Source organism: Formosa haliotis, assembly GCF_001685485.1.
GTDB lineage: Bacteria > Bacteroidota > Bacteroidia > Flavobacteriales > Flavobacteriaceae > Formosa > Formosa haliotis.
This window is the reverse complement of sequence record NZ_BDEL01000001.1, coordinates 2,128,568-2,152,076: the sequence shown is the minus strand read 5'-3', so window position 1 is coordinate 2,152,076 and position 23,509 is coordinate 2,128,568. Positions and strand designations below refer to the sequence as shown.

Genomic DNA, 23,509 nt, shown 5'->3' with positions numbered 1-23,509 from the left:
ATGAAATTTTTTATTCCCTTTTTCTTAATTATAGGTCTTTCTATAGGTTGTTTAGCACAAAATGAGAATCGCATTTTTGTAAATGCAGCACCTTCTGATTTAGGATATAAAGTGACTGTAAATGACGGGTTTTATGTCTTTAAATTATACAACGAATCTATTGTAGAAACCACTTTTGTTCCGAAAGGAGAAGTTTTAAATCCAGAATCTCATGCTGTGGTTCTAAAGCCAAAAATGGATTTTAGTACGATTTCAGAAACCTCTGAAGCAGTTGTTTTAAAATCACAAGGACTTTCGGTTACTATTATAAAAGCACCATTTCAAATTCAATATGTCTATAAAGGAAAGCCTTTAATAACAGAAAAGGAGGGTTATAAGAATCGGGCAGAAGGCGAAACCATTCAATTTAATTTAGATAGTACCGAGGTTTTATATGGCGGTGGCGCTAGAGCTTTAGGGATGAATCGTCGTGGATACCGATTAGAACTTTACAATCGTGCACATTACGGTTACGAAACGCATAGTGAGTTGATGAATTATACTTTACCCATTGTGTTTTCTTCAAAAAAATACATGATTCATTTTGATAATGCTCCTTTAGGATACTTGGATTTAGATAGTAAAAAGGATAACACGCTGACTTACGAAACAATTTCTGGACGTAAAACATATCAAGTTATTGCTGCAGAGTCGTGGGCGGAAATTGTAGATGAATACACCCTTTTAACAGGAAGGCAACCTATGCCGCCAAGATGGGCTTTGGGGAACTTCTCAAGCAGATTTGGCTACCATTCGGAAGCAGAAACTAGAGCTACCATTTCAAAATTTAAGGAAGAGGATATTCCTGTAGACGCGGTGATATTAGACCTGTATTGGTTTGGGAAAACAGTTCAAGGTACTATGGGAAATTTGGCTTTCGATACAGATTCATTTCCTACACCTAAAAAAATGATTAAAGATTTTGCAGATCAAGGGGTGCATACTATTTTAATTACCGAACCCTTTGTGTTAACCACGTCTAAACGCTGGGAAGAAGCGGTGCGGGAAAATGTGCTGGCTAAAGACACACTAGGAAATCCGTTTACTTACGATTTTTTCTTCGGAAACACAGGATTGATAGATATTTATAGTGCCTCAGGATACCATTGGTTTTCTAATATTTATAAAGAGTTGTTTAAACAGGGAGTTTCTGGAATTTGGGGTGATTTAGGAGAGCCAGAAGTGCATCCAAAAGCATTAATGCATGCCCAAGGAACAGCAGACGAAGTTCATAATATCTACGGACAAGATTGGGCCAAATTGGTGTATAATAGTAGTATAGAAATTAATAAAAATACACGGCCATTTATTTTAATGCGTGCGGGATATTCTGGGGCTCAACGCTACGGGTTAATTCCGTGGTCCGGAGACGTAAATCGCACTTGGGGAGGTCTACAAAGTCAGCCAGAAATAGCACTTCAAATGGGAATGCAAGGCTTGGGGTATATGCATAGCGATTTAGGTGGTTTTGCAGGGGCAAACCTAGATGATGAATTATATGCAAGATGGTTACAGTATGGTGTTTTTCAACCTATTTACAGACCGCATGCACAGGAGGAGGTGGCTAGCGAACCTGTTTTCAGAAGCGAAAAAGCTAAAGGTTTAGCACGAGAAACTATAAAATTACGTTATGCTTTGTTGCCTTATAATTACAATTTAGCATTTTTAAATAATCAACACGGAACACCATTAATGCGTCCGTTATTTTTCGAAAATTCGGCCGATGTTGCTCTACAGAATCAATCTAGTACTTATTATTGGGGCGATTCATTTTTAGTGTCTCCAATTTTAAAATCCGGAGTAAAGAAGCAAGAAGTAATTTTTCCTAAGAATCACTTGTGGTTTGATTTTTATACCGATGAAAAAATAGCTGGTGGACAAACCAAAACAGTTTTTGTTTCAGAAAACCATATTCCTACTTATGTTAAAGCAGGGGCATTTATTCCGATGGCAAAACCAATGCAGAATACAAAGAATTATAAAGGAAACGATGTATTGCTTCATTACTACAATGACGATTCTGTAAAACACAGCACATATCATTTGTATAATGATGATGGTATCACTTTAAAGGCTTTTGAAAACGGTGCTTTCGAAATGCTTAAGTTTTCATTTGATAGCGTGAATAACCATGTTGTTTTTAAGTTTGATGCAGATATTGGTGCCAATTATACCACACAAACAAAACATATCCTATTAACGGTTCATAATATAAAATCGGAGCCTAAAAGCATAAAAGTTAAAGGAAAAAATATACCGTTTACCTACAATAGAAATACTCAGGTACTAAATATTCCGGTAAGTTGGAATACAAACGTTGAATTAGAAATTAAAATAAAAGCATAATGTTGAACCGATATTTGATGCCGATAGCAATAATTTTGTTAGTTTTAGTAAGTTGTGACACTAAAAAGAAAAATGTATTGAAAGAAAATAACTCGGCAGAAACAGCCAAAACACAAAAGAAAGAAGTCGTTTACCAAGTGTTTACTAGATTGTTTGGAAATACAAATGCTACAAATAAACCTTGGGGAACGATTGAAGAGAATGGGGTAGGGAAATTTAACGATTTTACCGAGAAAGCCCTAGCAGAGATTAAAGATTTGGGAGTTACCCACATTTGGTATACCGGTGTTCCGCATCACGATGTGATAACCGACTATACAAAATATGGGATTTCTAACGACGATCCAGATGTTGTTAAAGGCCGTGCCGGTTCACCATATGCTGTTAAAGATTATTATAACGTAAATCCAGATTTAGCAGTAGATGTTTCTAAACGTTTAGACGAATTTCAGGCGTTAATAGATCGTACGCATAAGGCAGGGTTAAAAGTAATCATCGATATTGTGCCAAACCATGTGGCCCGGAATTACAAAAGTATAACGAATCCAGAAGGGGTTGCAAGTTTTGGGGAACACGACGACACCACGGTTACTTATCATGTAAATAATAATTTTTATTACAATCCTGGCGAAGCCTTTACCTTGCCCGAATGGCATCATGGCTACCAACCTTTAGGTGGAGATAAAACAGCTTTGGCCGATGGTAGGTTCGATGAGAATCCAGCGAAATGGACTGGAAACGGCTCGCGATTATCTCAACCCGATGCCAACGATTGGTATGAAACCGTAAAGATAAATTACGGTGTATCTCCAGACGGGCATCATGATTTCGACAGTTTGCCAGAAGGTTTCGATACGAAAGACTATAAGGCTCATTTTGAATTTTGGAAAGGAAAAACAGTGCCAGACTCTTGGGTGAAATTTAAAGAGATTGCATTGTATTGGACCGCAAAAGGTGTAGATGGTTTTAGATATGATATGGCAGAAATGGTACCCGTGGAATTTTGGAGTTATATGAATTCTGCTATAAAAATGGAAAATTCAGAAGCCTTTCTACTTGCCGAAGTGTATAATCCAAGTTTATATAGAGACTACATCCGTAAAGGAAAAATGGATTATTTATACGATAAAGTGCAGTTGTACGATACCTTAAAACATGTTATTCAAGGTTGGGGTAAAACCGATAATATTCCGCCAATTCAAGAAGATTTAAAAGATATAGAACATAACATGCTTCACTTTTTAGAGAATCATGACGAGCAACGCATTGCAAGCCCCGAATTTGCTGGAAATGCATTTAAAGCAAAACCGGCAATGGTCGTGTCTGCTACCATAAGTACATCTCCAACGCTAATTTATTTCGGACAAGAATTAGGAGAACCTGGGGCAGAAGATTTAGGGTTTGGCGATCCGTCGCGTACCTCTATTTTCGATTACGGCAGTGTACCAACAGTTAGACGTTGGGTGAATAATAAAGAATTTGATAGCGGACAATCTACCCGTGATGAATTGGAATTACGCGATTTTTATAAACGCTTGCTCAATTTTACAATTTCTAGTGATGCTTTAATGGGTGAGTATCGAGATTTACACCGGTATAATACCGAACATACCGAACATTATGGCCTAAAACAATTGGCTTATACACGTTGGAGCAACGACGAAAAATTAATCGTAGTAAATAATTTTGATGCCAATTACGGCACCGAATTTTATTTAAGAATTCCGAATGAAATTATTAACGCATGGAGCTTAAAACCTGGGACTTATATGTTGGAAGATGCGTTGTATAACATTTATAAAACACCCTTACAAGTATCGGAAGAAGGTGCAGTGGCAAAAATTACAATTAGACCATTAGAGTCTTTCATTTTAAAATTACAATAAGATTATGCGTAACTTTGTAGCCATTTTAATTACAGGTATCATGCTTTTAGGATGTCAAAATAAATCAGAGAAAACCTTGGGAAAATTAGAAGATATTCCGTTCTCGTGGGATGCAGCTACAGTTTATTTTATGTTAACCGACAGATTCAATAATGGAGATCCTACTAACGATCTCAATTTTGATAGGAATGAAGAAACAGGTTTTTTAAGAGGATTTGAAGGTGGCGATATTAAAGGTGTAATTCAGAAAGTTGAATCCGGTTACTTTACCAAATTGGGTGTAAATGCGATTTGGATGACCCCGATTGTAGAACAAATCCATGGTGGTACAGACGAAGGCACAGGTTTATCTTATGGTTTTCATGGGTATTGGACCAAAGATTGGACCAATTTAGATCCTAATTTCGGAACGAAAGACGACTTGAGAACATTAGTAAAAGTTGCCCATAAAAAAGGTATCCGAATTGTGCTGGATGCCGTGATAAATCATACGGGACCGGTGACAGACAAAGATCCGGTTTGGCCAGACGATTGGGTAAGAACAGGGCCTGCCTGTAATTATCAGGATTTTGATAGTACCGTAAGTTGTACCTTAGTCGAGAATCTTCCCGATATAAAAACGGAAAGTAACGAGCATGTAGATCTGCCTCCCCAATTGGTAGAAAAATGGAAGATGGAAGGCCGTTACGAAAAAGAAATAGCCGAATTAGATGTGTTTTTTGAAAGAACAGGATATCCTAGAGCGCCTCGTTTTTATATCATGAAATGGTTGGCCGATTATATTACCGATTTCGGAATTGATGGCTATCGGGTAGATACGGTAAAGCATACAGAACCTTATGTATGGAAAGAATTTAGAACAGTGGTAGATGCGGCTTTTTCTCAGTTTAAATTAGAAAACCCGGAGAAGGTGCTAGATGATAATGGATTTTATTTGGTGGGCGAGGTGTATAATTATGCCATTAGCCATGCGAAATCTTTTGATTTTGGCGACAAAAAAGTGAATTATTTCGATAAGGCTTTCAATCAATTAATCAACTTTGAATTTAAGTGGAATGCTCAACAACTCGATTACGAAGCCATGTTTTCTAAATACGACAGTATTCTAAACACCGGTTTAAAGGGCTATAGTGTTTTAAACTATTTAAGTTCGCATGACGATGGACAACCTTTCGATCCTATGCGTGAAAAACCTTTCGAAACAGCTACGCGTTTATTATTAAGTCCAGGAGCCGCACAAATTTATTATGGCGATGAATCGGCTAGAGTTCTTCATGCCGATGGGGCGATTGGCGATGCCAATTTACGGACTTATATGAATTGGGATGCTATCAAATCAAATCCCACTACAAAAGCTATTTTGGCGCATTGGCAAAATTTAGGGCAATTTAGAGCGCATCATCCAGCGGTTGGAGCCGGAAGACATCAAATGATTTCACAATCGCCTTATGTGTTTTCTAGAACCTATAATCATGCCGGTTTTAAAGATGAGGTTGTTGTTGGTTTAAATTTAAAAAAAGGTGTAAAAGCGATTCCTGTTGCTACCATTTTTAAAGACGGTACTACTATTCGCGATGCTTATTCTGGACTGATTTCAGAAGTGAAAAATGGGCAGGTAGAAATTGATTCAAATTTAGATATTGTGCTTTTAGAACGTAGTCATTAAAAATGTATTATTTTAGGGCGGTATAATAACAGTTCTGTGAATTAAAACACCCTAATAATGAAACGTATTTATCTCATTGCATGTTTGGCTTTGGCGTTAACTGCTTGTAAGAAAGACAAAAGCCAAAATACAGAAACACCTCGAACGCCAGAAGCACAAGTATCAGGAGAACATCCCGGTGCTAATTCCTCTTCAGATTCGATTACCACTGGACATCCAGATTTAAAAGATCCGGAAGTTGTGGTTAAAGCAACGCATGAAATCGCACCAGTCGCTGATGCTATGATGGAAAATGCCGTGATTTACGAGGCTAACATTCGTCAATATTCTTCCGAAGGAACCTTTAACGCCTTCACCAAAGACATCCCGAAATTAAAACAATTAGGAGTTAAAATCATTTGGTTAATGCCTGTGTTTCCAATTTCAGAAACCAATAGAAAAGCAACAGGAGGGGAGTTTGCTAGCACTATTCAAGATGAAGCTGTTCGTGACCGTATGCTAGGAAGCTATTATGCGGTTTCAGACTATACCGCGATAAACCCAGAATTTGGAACCCTTCAAGATTTTAAAAATCTAGTTACTACAGCACATAATAACGATATGTATGTAATTTTAGATTGGGTACCAAACCACACCGGTTGGGATCATAAATGGATTACAGAGCATCCCGAATACTACACTAAAAATAAGGATGGGGAAATTACAGAACCTCTAGATAAACACGGGAAATCTATGGGATGGGCCGATGTTGCCGATTTGAATTACGATAATCAAGACATGCGTAAAGATATGATTGCCAATATGAAGTATTGGGTGTCAAATCTAAATATTGATGGGTTTAGATGCGATGTTGCAGGGGCTGTGCCTGTCGATTTTTGGGAAACAGCAATTCCAGAATTAAGAGCTGAAAAACCATTGTTTATGCTTGCTGAAGCCGATGAACCAGAATTACTAAAAGGCGATTTGTTCGATATGGCTTATGCTTGGAAAGGTCATAAATTAATGAACGAGATTGCCCAAGGGAAAAAGAAAATTTCCGATTGGGATGCTTATTCTGTAAAGTTGTTTTCCGATTATGAGGGAGACGATATATTAATGAATTTTATTACCAATCACGACGAGAATTCTTGGAATGGAACCGTTAAAGAACGATTAGGTGATGCCTCAGAAATTATGTTAGCCTATAGTTATTTTGTTCCAGGGATGCCTCTAATCTATTCGGGGCAGGAATACGATTTAGATCATCGTTTAAAGTTTTTCGAAAAAGATTCTATAGGAAGAACTCAAGGGAAAATGTGGCCAGTTCTAGAAAAATTAGGACAGTTAAAAAATACGAATCCGGCCTTAAATGGTGGAAAACAGAAAGCCTCGTCTTTACAATTTGATTCAGGAAGTCCAAATGTGTTAATTTCGTCTAGAAGCAAGGGGAAAAACAATGCCATGTTTGTTGGTAATTTTTCTGGTAAACCGCAATCTTTCGAAATGATGAAAGGGACTTACATAGATTATATGGCAGGTCAAGATTTTGTTGTTGGTCAAGATAAAGTAAATTTCAAACCTTGGGAATATAAAATTCTTATTAGTAAATAAGACGACATTGCTTTAAAAGTTAGGAATTGCATTCGGCTACGACTAAAACACTCTATTAATTTAAACACATAACAGGCTTATGTTAACATGGAAAAATGTTATGGATTTTGCCGTTAATGGCAATCCAAAACCTGACCGTCGGGTAGAAAAATCTGAAGACGAATGGCGCGCTGTTTTAACGCCTGAACAATTTAGAATAACACGTTTAAAAGGTACCGAAGCACCACATACTGGAGCACTTTGTAGTGCTCACGACGCTGGGACTTATAGTTGCGTGTGTTGCGGGACTTTGTTGTTCGATTCTACAATTAAATTTAGTTCAAGTTCGGGGTGGCCAAGTTTTACGCAGCCCATAAAAGAAAATGCGATTCAGTACCATAAAGATGTTTCTTTTGGTATGGTTCGCGTAGAAGTGTTATGTAATACCTGCGATGCTCATCTAGGCCATGTGTTTCCCGATGGGCCGGAGCCAAGTGGCTTGCGGTATTGTGTAAATTCAGAATCGATAACCTTAGAGAAAGCAGAGAACTAATGAGTGCAAATAAAGAAGTTATTACCTTAGGTGGCGGTTGTTTTTGGTGTGTAGAAGCCGTTTTTCAACAAATAAAAGGCGTTGAATCTGTAGTTTCGGGCTATACGGGAGGAACCGTTCCGGGAACACCAACCTATCGTGAAATATGCTCAGGTTTAACTGGGCATGCCGAAGTTGTTCAAGTCACATTCGATGCAGATGTTATTTCATTAGAAGATATTTTAATTATCTTTTTTACCAGTCACGATCCAACCACTTTAAACCGTCAAGGGGCCGATCGCGGAACGCAATATCGCTCTGTGGTGTATTATACAAATGAAACACAAAAGGAAATTACAGAAGCGGTTATCAGTAAAATTCAACCTTATTTTGATGATAAAATTGTGACAGAAGTAAGTCCGTTGGGCGTGTTTTTTGAAGCAGAAGACTATCATCAAGATTATTATGAAAATAATAAAACGCAAGGCTATTGCACTGCGGTTATCAGTCCGAAGTTGGCCAAATTACGGCACATGCACGCCGATAAACTAAAATAATTTTATTGTGAAAACTTTTAAAACACATATCCATTCAAATTTTACGGAAACCTTACCTGCCGATCCTATTCAGGACAATACAAGACGGCAGGTAACACAGGCCTGCTTTTCGTATGTCACGCCAAAACAAACGAAAAAGCCAGAATTGGTTCATGTGTCTCCAGAAATGTTAGCGGCCTTAGGGATTTCTGAAACCGAAAGTCAGTCGGAAGGGTTTTTAAAAGTATTTACAGGGAATACCGTCTTACCGGGAACAACACCCTATGCCATGTGCTATGGCGGACATCAATTTGGGAATTGGGCCGGTCAGTTAGGAGATGGTCGTGCCATTAATTTAACCGAAATAGATTACAAAGGGAAACATTGGGCCTTGCAGCTTAAAGGTGCTGGCGAAACCCCGTATTCTAGAACTGCAGATGGTTTAGCTGTTTTACGCTCGTCGATACGCGAATATTTATGCAGCGAAGCCATGTTTCATTTGGGAGTGCCAACAACGCGTGCCTTGTCCTTAGCAATTACTGGAGACCAAGTGTTGCGCGATGTCATGTATAATGGCAATCCGGAATACGAACCCGGAGCTATAGTGTGTCGTGTAGCGCCTAGTTTTTTGCGCTTTGGAAGTTTCGAAATTTTTGCTGCAAGAGAAGACGTTAACACTTTAAAGCTACTTACAGATTATACTATAACGCAGTTTTATCCTGAATTTGGAGGGCCTTCAAAAGATACCTATTTAGCTTTTTTTAAGGCGGTATCTCAGCGCACTTTAAAGATGATTATAGATTGGCAGCGGGTAGGTTTTGTTCACGGTGTTATGAATACCGATAATTTATCGATACTAGGTTTAACCATAGATTATGGCCCGTACGGGTGGTTGGAAGGTTTCGATTTTGGTTGGACACCAAACACCACCGATAGGCAACATAAAAGGTATCGCTACGGCAATCAGCCTAATATCGGACTTTGGAATTTATATCAACTGGCAAATGCCTTGTATCCTTTAATCGGAGAAGCGGAAGGTTTACAAGCGGTGTTAGATGATTATAAAACCGATTTTGAAACTCAAAGTTTAGCCATGATGCGTGCTAAAATAGGTTTTGAAGATACCGATGTAGCGGATTTAAAGCTTATTCAGGATTTAGAAGATTTGCTACAAGTGATGGAAACGGATATGACGATTTTTTTTAGAAGACTATCGCAATTTGAAAAAGATCATCCTGAAGTAGGATTCCAAATTATAGAAGATGCTTTTTATAATCCGAAAGGGTTAACTGACGAAACTACTGAAGCTTGGAACACATGGTTCCAGAACTATGCCAATCGTTTGCAGCAGGAAAAATCTACAGATGCCGATCGGGCCAAACGTATGAATGCATTAAATCCAAAATATGTGCTTAGAAATTATATGGCACAATTAGCGATAGACGATGCAGAGCAAGGTGATTATGGATTAGTAGATGAGCTTTTTCAACTCCTTAAAAATCCTTATGCCGAACAACCAGAATCTGAAAAGTGGTTTGCAAAACGCCCGGAATGGGCACGAAACAAAGTGGGTTGCTCTATGTTGTCTTGTAGTTCGTAGTAAAGAGACATAAGGTTTACAATACTTTTTCGACTTAATCCGTATGGACTTAAAAGTAGAAGACAAAATTGCATTGGGTGGTGGCTGTCATTGGTGTACAGAGGCGGTGTTTCAGAGTCTAAAAGGTGTCAGGCTTGTTGAGCAAGGTTATGTGGCATCGGTTGGAGATGCAGCCTCGTTTTCGGAAGCTGTTATTGTACATTTTAATCCTCTTGAAATTTCTGAAGCCACGCTTTTAGACATTCATTTGCACACGCATAACAGCACGTCTAATCATAGTCGTCGCGAGACATATCGATCTGCAGTGTATGTGTTTTCAAACGAACAGTACAACAGGATTATAGATCTTTTAAATAGTTTTCAAACCGATTTTAATTTTCAGCTCATCACTAAAGTGCTTCCGTTTCGGGAATTTAAACCGTCTCGAGAAGCGATAAAAAATTATTATCTTAAGAATCCGAAAAAACCGTTTTGCGAGCGTTATATCAGTCCTAAACTAGAAATCTTGTTAGAGCACTATGCGCCTTATGTAAAGGCATCAAATTAACCAGAACTCACGCTATAAACCAGTAAAAAAATCCATTATGAAACGTCAGAAACTTGAAATAGAAAATGATAAAGGAGTAAAACTTCAAGCTTATTTAGAATTACCAGCCAATCAAAATCCACATTATTTTGCGGTTTTTGCCCATTGTTTTACGTGTACGAGTACTTTGTCGGCGGTAAAACATATTAGTCGTGCCTTAACGCAGCACGATTTTGGGGTGTTGCGTTTCGATTTTACGGGGTTAGGTCGTAGTGATGGTGAGTTTTCCGATAGTCATTTTTCTTCAAATGTCTCCGATTTGATGGCGGTGAGTGCATTTCTAGAAACCCATTACCAAGCGCCGTCGCTATTGGTTGGGCATTCGCTTGGTGGCGCAGCGGTGATTGTAGCGGCTTCGAAATTAGAATCGGTTAAAGCAGTGGCGACTATTGGAGCACCTTCAACAGTAGAACATGTTACGCATCTGTTTTCGCATGGTTTTGAGGAGGTTGAAAAGAAAGGTGATGTAGAGGTAAATATTGGCGGAAGGCCGTTCAAAATAAATAAAGATTTTGTAGACGATTTTAGTAAAACCGATTTACCAGAAATTACGAAGGAACAGCGTAAACCCTTGCTTATAATGCATGCACCTTTCGATGATGTAGTGTCTATAGATAATGCCGAGCAATTGTATAAAGCAGCGCATCACCCTAAAAGTTTTGTGAGTTTAGATCAGGCCGATCATTTGCTTACCGATTCTCGCGATAGCCAGTACGCCGGAAATGTTATTGGTACCTGGGTGCAACGTTATTTTGAAGAAAAATCTAGTGATATTTTAGATACGGAAGGCGAGCAATTGGTCGCCCATTTAAATTTGGAAGAAGATAAATTCACAACCAATATTCAAACTAAAAAGCATACGCTTGTGGCCGATGAACCGGAAAGTTTTGGTGGTGATGATTTTGGTCCGTCACCATACGAATACTTAAACGCAGCTTTGTCGGCATGTACCGCAATGACTTTAAAATTATATGCCGAACGAAAAAAATGGGATTTAAAAGAAGTGTTTGTATATATCACTTACTCAAAAAAGCATAGCGACGATTTAAAACTAGAACTTGAAAAGCCGGCGCAAATAGATCATTTACAAAAGACCTTGAAATTTGTTGGTGATTTAACCGCAGAACAAAAAGAAAAATTAAAAGAGATAGCTTCAAAATGTCCGGTACATAAAACCTTGGTTACCGATACTATAATTGAAACTACGGTGGATTAAGCACCGTTTTTATGCGATACAGCGCGTAGAACTGCGAATTATTAAAGACTTTTACCATACACGCATAACCTATGTCTTTAAAAGAGCAATTTATACATACGCGAGAACGCTTTAAACAGATTAGCACATCCTTGTTAGTCGAGGATTATTCTGTGCAACCAGCCGTGTTTGTATCGCCACCCAAATGGCATTTAGCGCATTCTACTTGGTTTTTCGAGCAGTTTGTACTCACGAATTTTGTGGCAGACTATCAGGTGTTCGATGAGGATTTTGCATACCTGTTCAACAGTTATTATAACAATGCAGGCGATCGGGTACTGCGGCCTAACCGCGGATTAATGACTAGGCCAAGTGTGGCTGCTGTGTTTGAATATCGCGACTATGTCGATGCCCAAATGCTAAAATTTTTAGACGGTGATATTGGTAAGGAAGCTGAAGATATCGTCATTTTAGGGATAAATCACGAGCAGCAACATCAAGAGTTGTTTTATTACGACATAAAATATATTTTAGGAAATCAGCCTACTTTTCCTGCGATAACTAATGACTTAAAGTTTACACCGGTTTCAGAATCTTCAGAATTTTTAACTATTCCAGAGGGGATTTACACTATCGGGCATCAATCGCCTTCGTTTTGTTATGATAATGAGCAGGGTGTTCATAAGGTGTTTCTTCAAGAATTTCAAATAAGTGAAAACCTAGTGAGTAATGCTGATTATATCGCATTTATTGAAGCAGGTGGATATCAAGATTTTAATTTATGGCACGCCGAAGGCTGGGATTTTATACAAGAAGAACATATTTCAGCGCCCTTGTATTGGCATAAAGTGGATGGCGTTTGGCATACCTATACCTTAGATGGATTTAAACCTGTGGAAGAAAACGAACCGGTAATGCATATTAGTTTTTATGAAGCTTTTGCTTACGCCGAATGGAAAGGTATGCGCTTACCAACGGAGTTTGAGTGGGAAGTCGCTTCGGGGCATTTGGCTTGGGGGCAGTTATGGGAATGGACCTATAGTGCGTATTTACCATATCCTAATTTTACTAAGGCAGAAGGTGCTTTGGGCGAGTATAATGGTAAGTTTATGATTAACCAGATGGTGCTTCGTGGCGCCTCTGTAGCAACGGTATTTGGACATAGTCGTCCTACATATCGTAATTTTTTTCACCCCAGTATGCGATGGCAATTTTCTGGAATTAGATTGGTAAAATAATATGGAAACACTAGTAAAACACGAGATTATTGAAGGTTTAACTGCCCAAAATAAATATATGGCGTCTAAATATTTTTACGATGCTACTGGCAGTCGCATTTTTCAGGAAATTATGCGCATGCCGGATTACTATTTAACCGATAGCGAATTTGAAATTTTATCGCTTCAAGCGGAGCAAATTTATCGGGCTTTAGAGTTTTCGGAACCTTTTAATATCATAGAATTAGGAGCTGGCGATGGCTTTAAAACTTTTAAATTATTGGAGTTTTTAGTGGCAAAACAAGTGCCTTTTAACTATGTGCCGATAGATATTTCTGGTGAAGCTATAAACATGCTTGCAGAAAAATTAAAATCGCGATTACCAGACTTAAGTATTAAGCCTCAGGTAGGCGATTATTTTGAGATTTTAAAAGAGATGTCGGCAGAAACCATTCCGAATTTGTTACTGTTTTTAGGAAGTAATATTGGGAATTATTTAAAAGCCGATGCTTTAGATTTATTGGCGCTATTTCATAAAAATATGAATGTTGGCGACAAATTATTGATTGGTTTCGATTTAAAGAAAAATCCAATTACCATTACAAAAGCTTATTTCGACGAATACGGGATTACCAAGCGGTTTAATTTAAATTTATTGCAACGCATGAATCGGGAATTTGGAGCTGATTTTAAGCTGGATGATTTCGATTTTTATTGTCATTACGATCCTACAACAGGTCAGGTTAAAAGTTATTTAGTGAGTTTAAAGGCCCAAGATGTATATTTCGAAAATTTTGGTGAAACCATACATTTTAAGCAGAATGAATTGATTTGGACAGAACTTTCAAAAAAATATAGCCTTTCAGAAATCGACCATTTGGCACAAACTACCGGCTTTAAGCCAAATACACACTTTTTAGACTGTAAGCATTACTTCAGCGATAGTTTGTGGGAAAAATAATTAAAAATGTAAGCCTTAGATGTTCTTAGTTTAGTACCTTGAATGCATAAATAGTACTTATAATATGTCGAAACACACACAACTAGGCTTAGGGTTGGCAGCTATTGGTCGCCCGGAATATATCAATATAAAAGAAGAAGAAATTCAGCAGTCGGAAGCTGTTTTTGAAGCGAATGCCATGCAGGTTTTAGACGAGGCTTATACCTTGGGTCTTCGCTATTTCGATACCGCGCCATCTTATGGTAAAGGGGAACGATTTTTAATGCAGTGGCACAGTTTAAGGCAACATAAAGATGTGACCTTAAGTACCAAATGGGGCTATACTTATATGGCGAATTGGGAGCTGGGGTATTCCGGGAAACACGAAATTAAAGAGCATAGTGTTTCCAAATTACGCGAACAGTGGGACGTGTCTAAAATACTATTACCCGAATTACAAATCTATCAAGTGCATTCGGCCACTTTAGAGAGTGGTATTTTTGATAACGAAGAAGTACTTGAAGCATTACATCGTATAAAAAAAGAAACAGGAGTTCAGATTGGAATCACAACTAGTGGTGCCAATCAGACCGAGATTATAGAACGGGCTTTAAGTATAAAAATGGAAGGCGAAGACCTATTTACAAGTTTTCAGGTTACGTATAATATCTTTGAACAATCTACCTATACTATTTTAAAACAAATTCTTGCCGAAGGAAAAACCGTAATTATTAAAGAAGCCTTAGCCAATGGGCGTATTTTCGAAAACAGTGCTTATCCGCATTATGCTAAAGCGTATACTTATTTTAATTTGCTTTCAAAACACTATAATATAGGTGTAGACGCTATTGCCATCCGATTTGTAATAGATAGTTTACAACCCGATTATGTGCTAAGTGGTGCATTAACAACTACGCAACTTCAAGAAAATTTAAAAGCCCTTCAATTTAATTTTTCAAAAGAAGAATTACATCAACTTCAAATTTTTGCCACAAAATCTAGTGCTTATTGGGAAGAACGCAGTGCTTTAGAGTGGCGCTAATTTTATAGTTATTGTATTCGGTTAATTTTAAAATGTTTAGAGTTAATACAGAGCAGGCATCCAAACTACCTTTGTAATATCAAGTTTAACTATTAAAACAAAAATATTATGAATAATTCAGGAAGTACATTTTTAGGTGTTATAGCAGGAACCGCTTTAGGGGCAGCAATGGGAATACTATTTGCTCCTGATAAAGGTAGTAAGACACGTAAAAAAATCTCGAAAGAAGCCGAGAATACAAAGAATAAAATAGCCGATCAAGCTTCAGATATTGCCGATATGGTAGCTAAAAAAGTGAATATCACTAAAGGAACTTTAGAAGAACAAATAGAATCTATAGTAGCCGATGGTAGTCATAAAACAGAAGATATTATGAAGGCTTTAGAAAAAAAGTTGGAGGTTTTAAGAACTAAAAACAGACACTTTAATAAAGAAGTGAAAACCAACGGAAGTACGAAAACTACAGCTACAGTTTAATTAAAAAAAACAGTAAGAAACATGACTATTTTTGAAGCCATAAGACACGATCATGATATTCAACGTGATTTACTCGATAAATTAGTGCAATCTTCGGGCGATACTAAAAACAGAGATGAGCTTTTTAAAGCGGTAAGAAATGAACTTGAAGTTCATGCTAATGCAGAAGAGCGTCATTTTTATAAACCGTTAATTTCATCGGATATGATGCAAGATCATGCACGACATGGTATTGCAGAACATCATGAAATAGATGAGTTAATTGAGCAGCTTGAAGATACCGAATATGATTCGTCTGCTTGGTTGAAAATAGCAAAAAAATTAAAGGAAAAAGTAGAACATCATCTGGAAGACGAAGAACATACCTTTTTTCAATTGGCAGGTAAAACCTTGTCTGAAAAACAGAAAACTTCTCTCGCTTCAGATTATGAAACATTTATGAAAAAGAATAGGTAAGAACAGTAGATTAATAGCTTATTCCTTTCACCAAATTGCGTAAAATTTACGCAGTTTGGTGTTTTTTTTTGTTCTTCATAAAACTCCATAAAGATGAGGTTGTGAAAAATCATTTTAATAGCTTTGAATATTCTAAACCCAATGTATATGAAATCTGCTCACGACTTATTAGAACTTTTAGATTTAAAAAAGATAGATGCTTCTCATTTTGAAGGTGTCAGTCAAACCATTGGAAGTCCTAATGTGTTTGGAGGTCAGGTTTTAGCACAAGCGGTAAATGCAGCCTATAGGACCCTAAAAAATAATAGGATTCTACATTCCTTACATGCCTATTTTATAGAAGCGGGCGATTTAAATGTGCCTATTACTTATGAGGTTAATGAAGTTCGCGATGGCGGAAGTTTCTCTACCCGTCGAGTTTTAGCCAGTCAGAATGGGACGACTATTTTTATTTTGGCGGCATCGTTTCATAAGGAAGAAACCGGACATAACCATCAAATAGAAATGAATACCAGTTTAAAGCAACCCGAAGAGTTGTTAAGTTGGAGTGAAATGCTATTGAAGTTTGGTGATGTTTTACCAGGGTTAACCAAGCGTTTTTTAGAGATTGAGCGCCCAATAGATTTTAAACCTGTAGAGGTTTTAAACCCTTTAAAGCAATCCGATTTACCACCATATTCTAATGTCTGGTTTAAATTGAAGAAGGCTATTCCAGATGCCGACTTAGCCACAAAACAACAAATTTTAACCTATATATCCGATTATAACATATTGGCAGCAGCTTTGTTGCCGCATGCTAGTAAAGCACATTTTGGAAACACACAAATGGCGAGTTTAGATCATTCTATGTGGTTTTTTAGAGATTTCGATTTCGAGGATTGGATGTTGTATTCCATAGAAACACCTAATGCTTCAAATGCGCGTGGTTTTGCAAAAGGAAATATATTTTCTAGAGATGGCAAGCTTATTGCATGTGTCGCCCAAGAAGGATTAATGCGTCCAATTATTAAATCAAAATAAAATATGAAATCAAATTGTTTAGTTATGGGGCATCGTGGTGCCAAAGCCTATGTTGCAGAAAATACTCTAGAATCTGTTCAAAAAGCCTTAGATTTTAATGTAGATGGTATTGAAGTCGATGTGCATTGTTGTGCTTCGGGAGAATTAGTAGTCTTTCACGATTTTACATTAGACCGCATGACCAACGGAGAAGGCGAAATATCTAAATACACTCTTTCAGAATTAAAAGTACTTAAAGTGAATGGGGAATTTTCTATTCCTACTTTAGCTGAGGTTTTAGATTTAATAGATAGGAAATGTGTTTTAAATATCGAGTTAAAAGGAAAATTTACAGCAGAAGCCACTTGTGAAATTATCCAAGAATATATTAAAAATCACGGTTGGAATTATTCAGATTTTATAGTGTCTAGTTTTCAACATCGCGAACTAGAGGATGTGTATGGTTTCGATAAGGAGATCCCGTTAGGCATTCTATCTAAAGCCAGCGTTGTAGAGGCTATGGAGTTTGCAGAAACCATAAAGGCAAAAGCGATACATGCTAATTATGCGATTCTTACTCGCGATAATGTTAAAAAGGCACAAGAGCAAGGTTATAAGGTTAATGTGTGGACTGTAAACGATATAAAAACCATTAACAGGATGAAAGATTATGGTGTAGACGCCATTATTTCTGATAACCCAGATCGGGTATAAGGCTGTTGGTTGAAATTAGAATTGGAGCATCTCGGCCGATTTCTTTTAGCTAATAAGCTAGGAGAAAACCGAGGTTAAGATCTCATGGACTTGAGTCGAAGTAAAGGGCTTAAATTCAATAAGATCTATGTTATTTTTCGTTTTAAAAGCGTTCACTTATTTATTTTAGGGTTCGAATTATGTATTCTATCTGATATTTTAACATTTGGTAGAATATTCTCAAAAACAGGGGTCTATAATTTTAAAATAAGTAAAAAGTTTGTTAAATTAGGCTTGTCCAAATAATTTATTGAATCTACTTCAGCTCCTACGTTGTGTTATGTCGAAACAAATTTTTAGAATGAAAATTCTTTAATCCCTCGTATAACATTAAAAATAATTAACCCATGGAGACTAAAATTACTTTGAGAACAATTAGAATAGCGACTATTATGGCTATTGGATTTACAATCCTTATTTTAATTCTTACCGATACAAACATTTAAATTAATTACGTAATAAAGGACTTAATACCTTGAAGTGTATTAAGATAAAATCTTGAGCGTATTTTTGTTTTGTACCTATTGGTATGTCGCGACTGGGAATCTAGCTGATTTTATTAAAGTTTAAAACGGTTTGTTTTAAAAATGAAACAGCTAGAATTCTAGTCTTTCTTTTTTTAATTATGCAACTATAGTTTGTTAATATAATATCTTCTATATAAATCTGGTTATGGAGGCGAAAATCTCATGTCCAAATTTTCTTTTTTTATTATTTATATCTTTACAGCAAATCATAAAATAAATAACCTCTATGTTAAAACAAAGGAGGGATGTATTAGTAGTTGGTGGAGGCGCTGCAGGTTTTTTTGCAGCCATTAATATTGCTGAGAAGAATCCGCAGTTAAAAGTTACCATTCTTGAACGCGGTAATGCCGTTTTAGGAAAAGTGAAAGTCTCTGGAGGGGGCAGGTGCAATGTTACCCATGCCGAATTTATTCCACAAGAATTAGTAAAGTATTATCCGAGGGGCGAGAAAGAATTATTGGGGCCGTTTCATCAGTTTATGACTGGCGATACCATGGCTTGGTTTGAAGCGCGTGGTGTGACTTTAAAGATAGAAGAGGACGGACGAATTTTTCCAGTTTCTAACGATTCCCAAACCATAATAGATTGCTTTTTAAACGAAGCTAAAAAACATAAGGTTGAAGTGTTAACCAATCATGCTGTTAAGACGATTTCTAAAACTGAAAATTTGTGGCAAATAGAAACCAATCATGACGATTTTATAAGTGAACAACTTGTAATAGCCTCAGGGAGCAGCCCAAAAGTTTGGAAACTTTTACAGCAATTAGGACATCGTATTTTAGAACCTGTTCCTTCGTTATTTACTTTTAACATTAAGGATAACCGACTTAAAGAAATTCCCGGAGTTGTAGCTCAAAATACAGAAGTCACCGTTTTGGGAACCGATTTATTTTCCGAAGGTCCTGTTCTAGTAACCCATTGGGGATTAAGTGCACCTGCTATTTTAAAATTATCGGCTTTTGGTGCTTTAGAGTTAGCGAAACGGGATTATAAATTTAGTATACAAATCAATTTTGTAAGACGAACGGCAGAAGAGGTAATAGCTATTTTAAAACAAGAGAAATTAGATTCGGCTAAAAAAACAGTGTTTAAGTTTCCTAAATTCGATTTACCTAAACGTTTGTGGCAGCAATTGGTTTTGGCTGCCGAGATGACCGAAACCGACCGTTGGGGAGATATTAATAAAAATCAATTAGAAGGGTTGGCAAATCAGTTAACACAGGCCGTTTTTAAAGTGGATGGTAAAAGTACGTTCAAGGAAGAATTTGTAACTGCAGGAGGTGTGGACTTAAAAGAAATTAATTTTAAAAGCTTCGAAAGTAAGAAGCATAAAAATTTGTATTTGGCGGGAGAGGTTTTAAATATTGATGCCGTTACTGGAGGGTTTAATTTTCAGAATGCATGGACAGGTGCTTTTATTGTTTCTGAAGCTATTACTAAAAAAACATGAAAACCTATATCGCTTTATTAAGAGGCATAAATGTCTCGGGACAGAAAAAAGTGCCTATGGCTATGTTGCGAGAACTTATGACGGGTTTAGGGTTTAAACATGTGAAAACCTATATCCAAAGTGGGAATGTGGTATTTCAAAGTATAGAAACTAATACTGTTGAGTTGGAACAAATGATTTCTAAAAGTATCGTAAAAACTTTCCAATTTGAAGTGCCTGTATTAGTGAAAAGTGAAAATGAAATTCGGACTATTTTTGAAGCCAACCCATTTTCAGAAACCGAAAAAGAATCAAGTTATTTTACACTTTTAAAATCAGAGCCAGCAGCCCAGTTAAAAGCTATGGTGTCTAATGAAGTCTATGCGAATGAGGTGTTTGTCGTGACTGATGCTTGCGTATATTTTTATTCCACTCAAAGCTATGGTAAGGCAAAATGTAATAATAACTTTTTTGAACGCAAATTAAACGTATCGGCTACAACAAGAAATTTTAAAACGATGCAGAAGTTGTTATCTTTGTGCTCAGATTTATAAATTCATGACCGAACAACAATTTATTCCTCAGACTTATTCAAACGACATATTTAATGGAAGCGTGGCTTGGGAGTCCCCAAGTAATATAGCGCTTATAAAATATTGGGGAAAAAAGCAGGATCAGATTCCTGAAAACCCATCGATTAGTTTCACTTTAAATAATTGTAAAACAACTACGGTTTTAACTTATGCAAAGAAAGAAAATGCAGAAGATTTTGATTTTAAAGTGTTTTTAGATGGGGAGCATAAACCTGATTTTGAACCGAAAATTGAAACCTTTTTTAAACGCATTGAAGTTTATGTGCCATTTTTGAAATTGTTTCAATTTAAAATTGAAACAACTAATACTTTTCCACATAGTTCAGGAATAGCGTCGTCGGCTTCAGGAATGAGTGCCTTAGCCTTATGTTTAATGAGTATAGAAAAGGAGCTTCAACCAGAAATGACATCAGAATTTTTCAATAAAAAAGCATCGTTTTTAGCACGTTTAGGTTCTGGAAGCGCCTGCAGAAGTATTGAAGGCGATTTGATTGTTTGGGGCGAAAATGAAACTGTTCAGGGAAGTTCAGATTTGTTTGGCGTGAAATATCCTTATGAGGTTCATGATAATTTTAAACATTATCAGGATACTATTTTGTTGGTCGATAAAGGAGAAAAGCAGGTAAGTAGCACGGTTGGACATAATTTAATGCATGGACATCCGTTTGCGAAACAACGTTTTATGCAAGCTCATGAAAACCTTTCTACATTAAAAACGATTTTAAAATCTGGTGATTTAGATGCGTTTATTTCGCTGGTAGAAAGTGAAGCCTTAACCTTGCATGCCATGATGATGACCAGTATGCCGTATTTTATACTTATGAAACCTAATACTTTAGAAGTTATTAATAAAATTTGGGCATTTAGAAAACGTACGGGTTTACATATTGGTTTTACTTTAGATGCTGGAGCAAATGTGCATATTTTGTATCCGAAAGAGGAAAAAGATGCGATACTCGATTTTATCAAAACGGACCTAAAGGGGCATTGCCAAAACGGTCAGTTTATTTGCGATGAAATAGGTTTTGGAGCGAAACAGCTGATAATTAACAATTGACAATTTGTAATTAAAAATGATTTAGTTCTATAATTTTTTTAGATAAATTTCTAATTGCATTAATAATCAATGTGGTACGGTTAATGGTTTAAAACGATTTATTGTATTTTTACGGCATTAAAAAGAAGATAATTGTTAACTTTGCATCATAAATTTTCATTTCGTATATGAAAGGACCTTTATTTTATTCTAAAATTTTACTTTTCGGTGAGTATGGTATCATAAAAGATAGCAAGGGATTATCTATTCCTTATAACTTTTATAATGGGGCATTAAAAATGACCAAAATACCAACCGAAACTACTGTAAATTCTAATCAAAGTTTAAAGCGATTTGCAACATATTTGGGGACTATTAGCCCTGATTTAGTTGTGTTCGATTTAAATACATTACATAACGATGTAGATGCCGGGATGTATTTTGATTCCTCTATACCACAAGGGTATGGCGTGGGTAGTAGTGGTGCGCTAGTGGCGGCTATTTACGATAAGTATGCCCAAGATAAGATAACTGTTCTTGAAAATTTAACCCGTGAAAAACTTTTAAAATTGAAAGCCATTTTTTCTGAAATGGAATCCTTTTTCACGGAAAGTCTTCTGGTTTAGACCCTTTAAACAGTTATTTAAGTATTCCAATTTTAATCAATTCTAAAGACAATATTGAAGCTACTGGTATTCCTTCGCAAAAAAGTGACGGAAAGGGGGCTGTGTTTTTAATTGATAGTGGTATTGTTGGCGAAACAGCACCAATGGTTCACATCTTTATGGAAAATATGAAGCAGGAAGGGTTTAGAAACATGATAAAACATCAGTTTGTAAAACATACAGATGCCTGTGTAGACGATTTCTTAAAAGGAGATATTAAGTCGCTTTTCAAAAACACAAAGCAATTATCTAAGGTGGTTTTAAATCATTTTAAACCTATGATTCCGCATCAGTTTCACGACTTATGGAAGAAAGGTTTAGACTCTAACGATTATTATTTAAAACTTTGTGGTTCTGGCGGAGGTGGTTATATCCTTGGTTTTGCAGAAGATTTTGAAAAAGCTAAGCAAGCCCTTAAGGGACATAAATTAGAAGTTGTTTACAATTTCTAGTTTTGTAAACCATAGATTAAATCCCATCTTTTTAAAATATAGTCGCTATGTTCTCTAGGAAGCATAAACATATTTTATTGAAATTTTTCAGTATGTTTTCTGTAGTTCGTGGCTATAATGTGCTTATGGTTGTTGTGGCGCAATACGTTACAGCTGTTTATATTTTAGCACATGATAAACCAGTGAGAGCGGTTGTTTTCGATCTTAATTTATTTATGCTAGTCCTGGCTTCTTCGGCCACTATTGCTGGTGGTTATATCATCAATAATTTTTACGATTCAGAAAAAGATTTAATAAACAGGCCAAATAAATCGATGTTAGATCGCTTGGTAAGTCAGAATACGAAATTGTCCTTGTATTTTGTCCTTAATTTTTTAGCCGTTGTTATGGCCAGCTATGTGTCGTTTAAAGCAGTGGTCTTTTTTACTTTATATATTTTTTCTATTTGGTTGTATTCGCATAAACTTAAAAAATTGCCTTTTGTTGGGAATTTAACTTCGGCCGTTTTAACCATAACTCCATTCTTTGCCATTTTTATGTATTACAAAAATTTCGAACATGTAATTTTTGTACATGCCACTTATCTTTTTCTAATCATTTCCATGCGGGAGTTAACCAAAGATTTGGAAACGATTCCAGGCGATTTAGCACAAGGCTATAAAACAATTCCTATAGCTTACGGCGAAAAATATTCAAAAATAATGCTTACAGTTTTGGCCTTGTTAACATTAGTGCCTGTTTACTTTTTACTAACAAAATACAACATTGGGCATATGTATTACTTTTTTTATGCGACCATGTTTTTACTGGCTATATTCTTGGTTTTACTTTGGAATTCTAATTCTAAAAAACATTACTTAATACTGCATAATATTTTAAAATTCATAATTCTTTCTGGTGTTTTAAGTGTGCTTTTAATTGATGTAAATGTGGTGTTAAACCGACTTTTTTAAAAGGATTTACATTAC

20 protein-coding genes and 1 pseudogene are annotated in these 23,509 nt (G+C 36.4%); all 21 read left to right on the top strand.

Annotated features, from left to right (window positions below):
* A complete protein-coding gene (locus tag A9D35_RS08820; RefSeq protein ID WP_066221761.1) occupies window positions 1-2,385 on the top strand; it encodes a glycoside hydrolase family 31 protein in 2,385 nt (794 codons plus the stop codon).
* Window positions 2,385-4,271: an alpha-amylase family protein gene (locus A9D35_RS08815; RefSeq protein ID WP_066221758.1), complete on the top strand. Its 1,887-nt coding sequence runs from the start codon at window positions 2,385-2,387 to the stop codon at window positions 4,269-4,271. The genes A9D35_RS08820 and A9D35_RS08815 overlap by 1 nt, the downstream gene beginning before the upstream one ends.
* Window positions 4,272-4,275: 4 nt before the next feature.
* Window positions 4,276-5,937 carry an alpha-amylase family glycosyl hydrolase gene (locus A9D35_RS08810; RefSeq protein WP_066221755.1) on the top strand — a complete coding sequence of 554 codons (1,662 nt, stop codon included), beginning with the start codon at window positions 4,276-4,278 and terminating at the stop codon, window positions 5,935-5,937.
* A 57-nt stretch (window positions 5,938-5,994) separates the two neighbouring features.
* Window positions 5,995-7,527, top strand: coding sequence for an alpha-amylase family glycosyl hydrolase (locus tag A9D35_RS08805; protein ID WP_083191664.1), 1,533 nt, complete (start codon window positions 5,995-5,997; stop codon window positions 7,525-7,527).
* A 79-nt stretch (window positions 7,528-7,606) separates the two neighbouring features.
* Window positions 7,607-8,059 carry a peptide-methionine (R)-S-oxide reductase MsrB gene (gene msrB, locus A9D35_RS08800; protein ID WP_066221752.1) on the top strand — a complete coding sequence of 151 codons (453 nt, stop codon included), beginning with the start codon at window positions 7,607-7,609 and terminating at the stop codon, window positions 8,057-8,059.
* Complete coding sequence (msrA, locus tag A9D35_RS08795) at window positions 8,059-8,595, top strand: peptide-methionine (S)-S-oxide reductase MsrA (protein WP_066221749.1); 537 nt, start codon at window positions 8,059-8,061, stop codon at window positions 8,593-8,595. Before msrB ends, msrA begins: the two co-directional genes overlap by 1 nt.
* Before the next feature lie 7 nt (window positions 8,596-8,602).
* Entirely contained in the window at window positions 8,603-10,174 is a 1,572-nt protein-coding gene (locus A9D35_RS08790) for a protein adenylyltransferase SelO (protein WP_066221746.1), read from the top strand.
* Window positions 10,175-10,217: 43 nt separating this feature from the next.
* Window positions 10,218-10,721, top strand: coding sequence for a peptide-methionine (S)-S-oxide reductase (locus A9D35_RS08785; RefSeq protein WP_066221743.1), 504 nt, complete (start codon window positions 10,218-10,220; stop codon window positions 10,719-10,721).
* A gap of 37 nt (window positions 10,722-10,758) precedes the next feature.
* The gene (locus A9D35_RS08780) at window positions 10,759-11,976 is read left to right on the top strand and encodes a bifunctional alpha/beta hydrolase/OsmC family protein (protein WP_066221741.1); all 1,218 of its coding nucleotides are present in this window, start codon (window positions 10,759-10,761) and stop codon (window positions 11,974-11,976) included.
* A gap of 71 nt (window positions 11,977-12,047) precedes the next feature.
* A complete protein-coding gene (gene egtB / locus A9D35_RS08775) occupies window positions 12,048-13,193 on the top strand; it encodes an ergothioneine biosynthesis protein EgtB (RefSeq protein ID WP_066221738.1) in 1,146 nt (381 codons plus the stop codon).
* Window position 13,194: 1 nt separating this feature from the next.
* The gene (locus A9D35_RS08770; RefSeq protein WP_066221735.1) at window positions 13,195-14,133 is read left to right on the top strand and encodes an L-histidine N(alpha)-methyltransferase; all 939 of its coding nucleotides are present in this window, start codon (window positions 13,195-13,197) and stop codon (window positions 14,131-14,133) included.
* A gap of 64 nt (window positions 14,134-14,197) precedes the next feature.
* Window positions 14,198-15,154, top strand: coding sequence for an aldo/keto reductase (locus A9D35_RS08765; RefSeq protein WP_066221732.1), 957 nt, complete (start codon window positions 14,198-14,200; stop codon window positions 15,152-15,154).
* A 108-nt stretch (window positions 15,155-15,262) separates the two neighbouring features.
* The gene (locus tag A9D35_RS08760) at window positions 15,263-15,631 is read left to right on the top strand and encodes a YtxH domain-containing protein (RefSeq protein WP_066221730.1); all 369 of its coding nucleotides are present in this window, start codon (window positions 15,263-15,265) and stop codon (window positions 15,629-15,631) included.
* A gap of 21 nt (window positions 15,632-15,652) precedes the next feature.
* Window positions 15,653-16,087, top strand: a complete 435-nt coding sequence (locus A9D35_RS08755) for a hemerythrin domain-containing protein (protein ID WP_066221725.1) — start codon at window positions 15,653-15,655, stop codon at window positions 16,085-16,087.
* 147 nt (window positions 16,088-16,234) lie between these two features.
* Window positions 16,235-17,107: an acyl-CoA thioesterase gene (locus tag A9D35_RS08750; RefSeq protein WP_066221722.1), complete on the top strand. Its 873-nt coding sequence runs from the start codon at window positions 16,235-16,237 to the stop codon at window positions 17,105-17,107.
* A 3-nt stretch (window positions 17,108-17,110) separates the two neighbouring features.
* A complete protein-coding gene (locus tag A9D35_RS08745; protein WP_066221719.1) occupies window positions 17,111-17,800 on the top strand; it encodes a glycerophosphodiester phosphodiesterase in 690 nt (229 codons plus the stop codon).
* A gap of 792 nt (window positions 17,801-18,592) precedes the next feature.
* A complete protein-coding gene (locus A9D35_RS08740; RefSeq protein ID WP_066221716.1) occupies window positions 18,593-19,816 on the top strand; it encodes a BaiN/RdsA family NAD(P)/FAD-dependent oxidoreductase in 1,224 nt (407 codons plus the stop codon).
* Window positions 19,813-20,349 carry a DUF1697 domain-containing protein gene (locus A9D35_RS08735; RefSeq protein ID WP_066221714.1) on the top strand — a complete coding sequence of 179 codons (537 nt, stop codon included), beginning with the start codon at window positions 19,813-19,815 and terminating at the stop codon, window positions 20,347-20,349. Before A9D35_RS08740 ends, A9D35_RS08735 begins: the two co-directional genes overlap by 4 nt.
* 4 nt (window positions 20,350-20,353) lie before the next feature.
* On the top strand, window positions 20,354-21,445 hold the full coding sequence (locus A9D35_RS08730; RefSeq protein WP_066221709.1) for a diphosphomevalonate decarboxylase: 1,092 nt from the start codon (window positions 20,354-20,356) through the stop codon (window positions 21,443-21,445).
* Window positions 21,446-21,612: 167 nt separating this feature from the next.
* Window positions 21,613-22,541, top strand: a pseudogene (locus A9D35_RS08725) (mevalonate kinase family protein).
* Window positions 22,542-22,588: 47 nt separating this feature from the next.
* Window positions 22,589-23,494 carry a geranylgeranylglycerol-phosphate geranylgeranyltransferase gene (locus tag A9D35_RS08720; RefSeq protein ID WP_066221706.1) on the top strand — a complete coding sequence of 302 codons (906 nt, stop codon included), beginning with the start codon at window positions 22,589-22,591 and terminating at the stop codon, window positions 23,492-23,494.
* Window positions 23,495-23,509 lie beyond the last annotated feature (15 nt).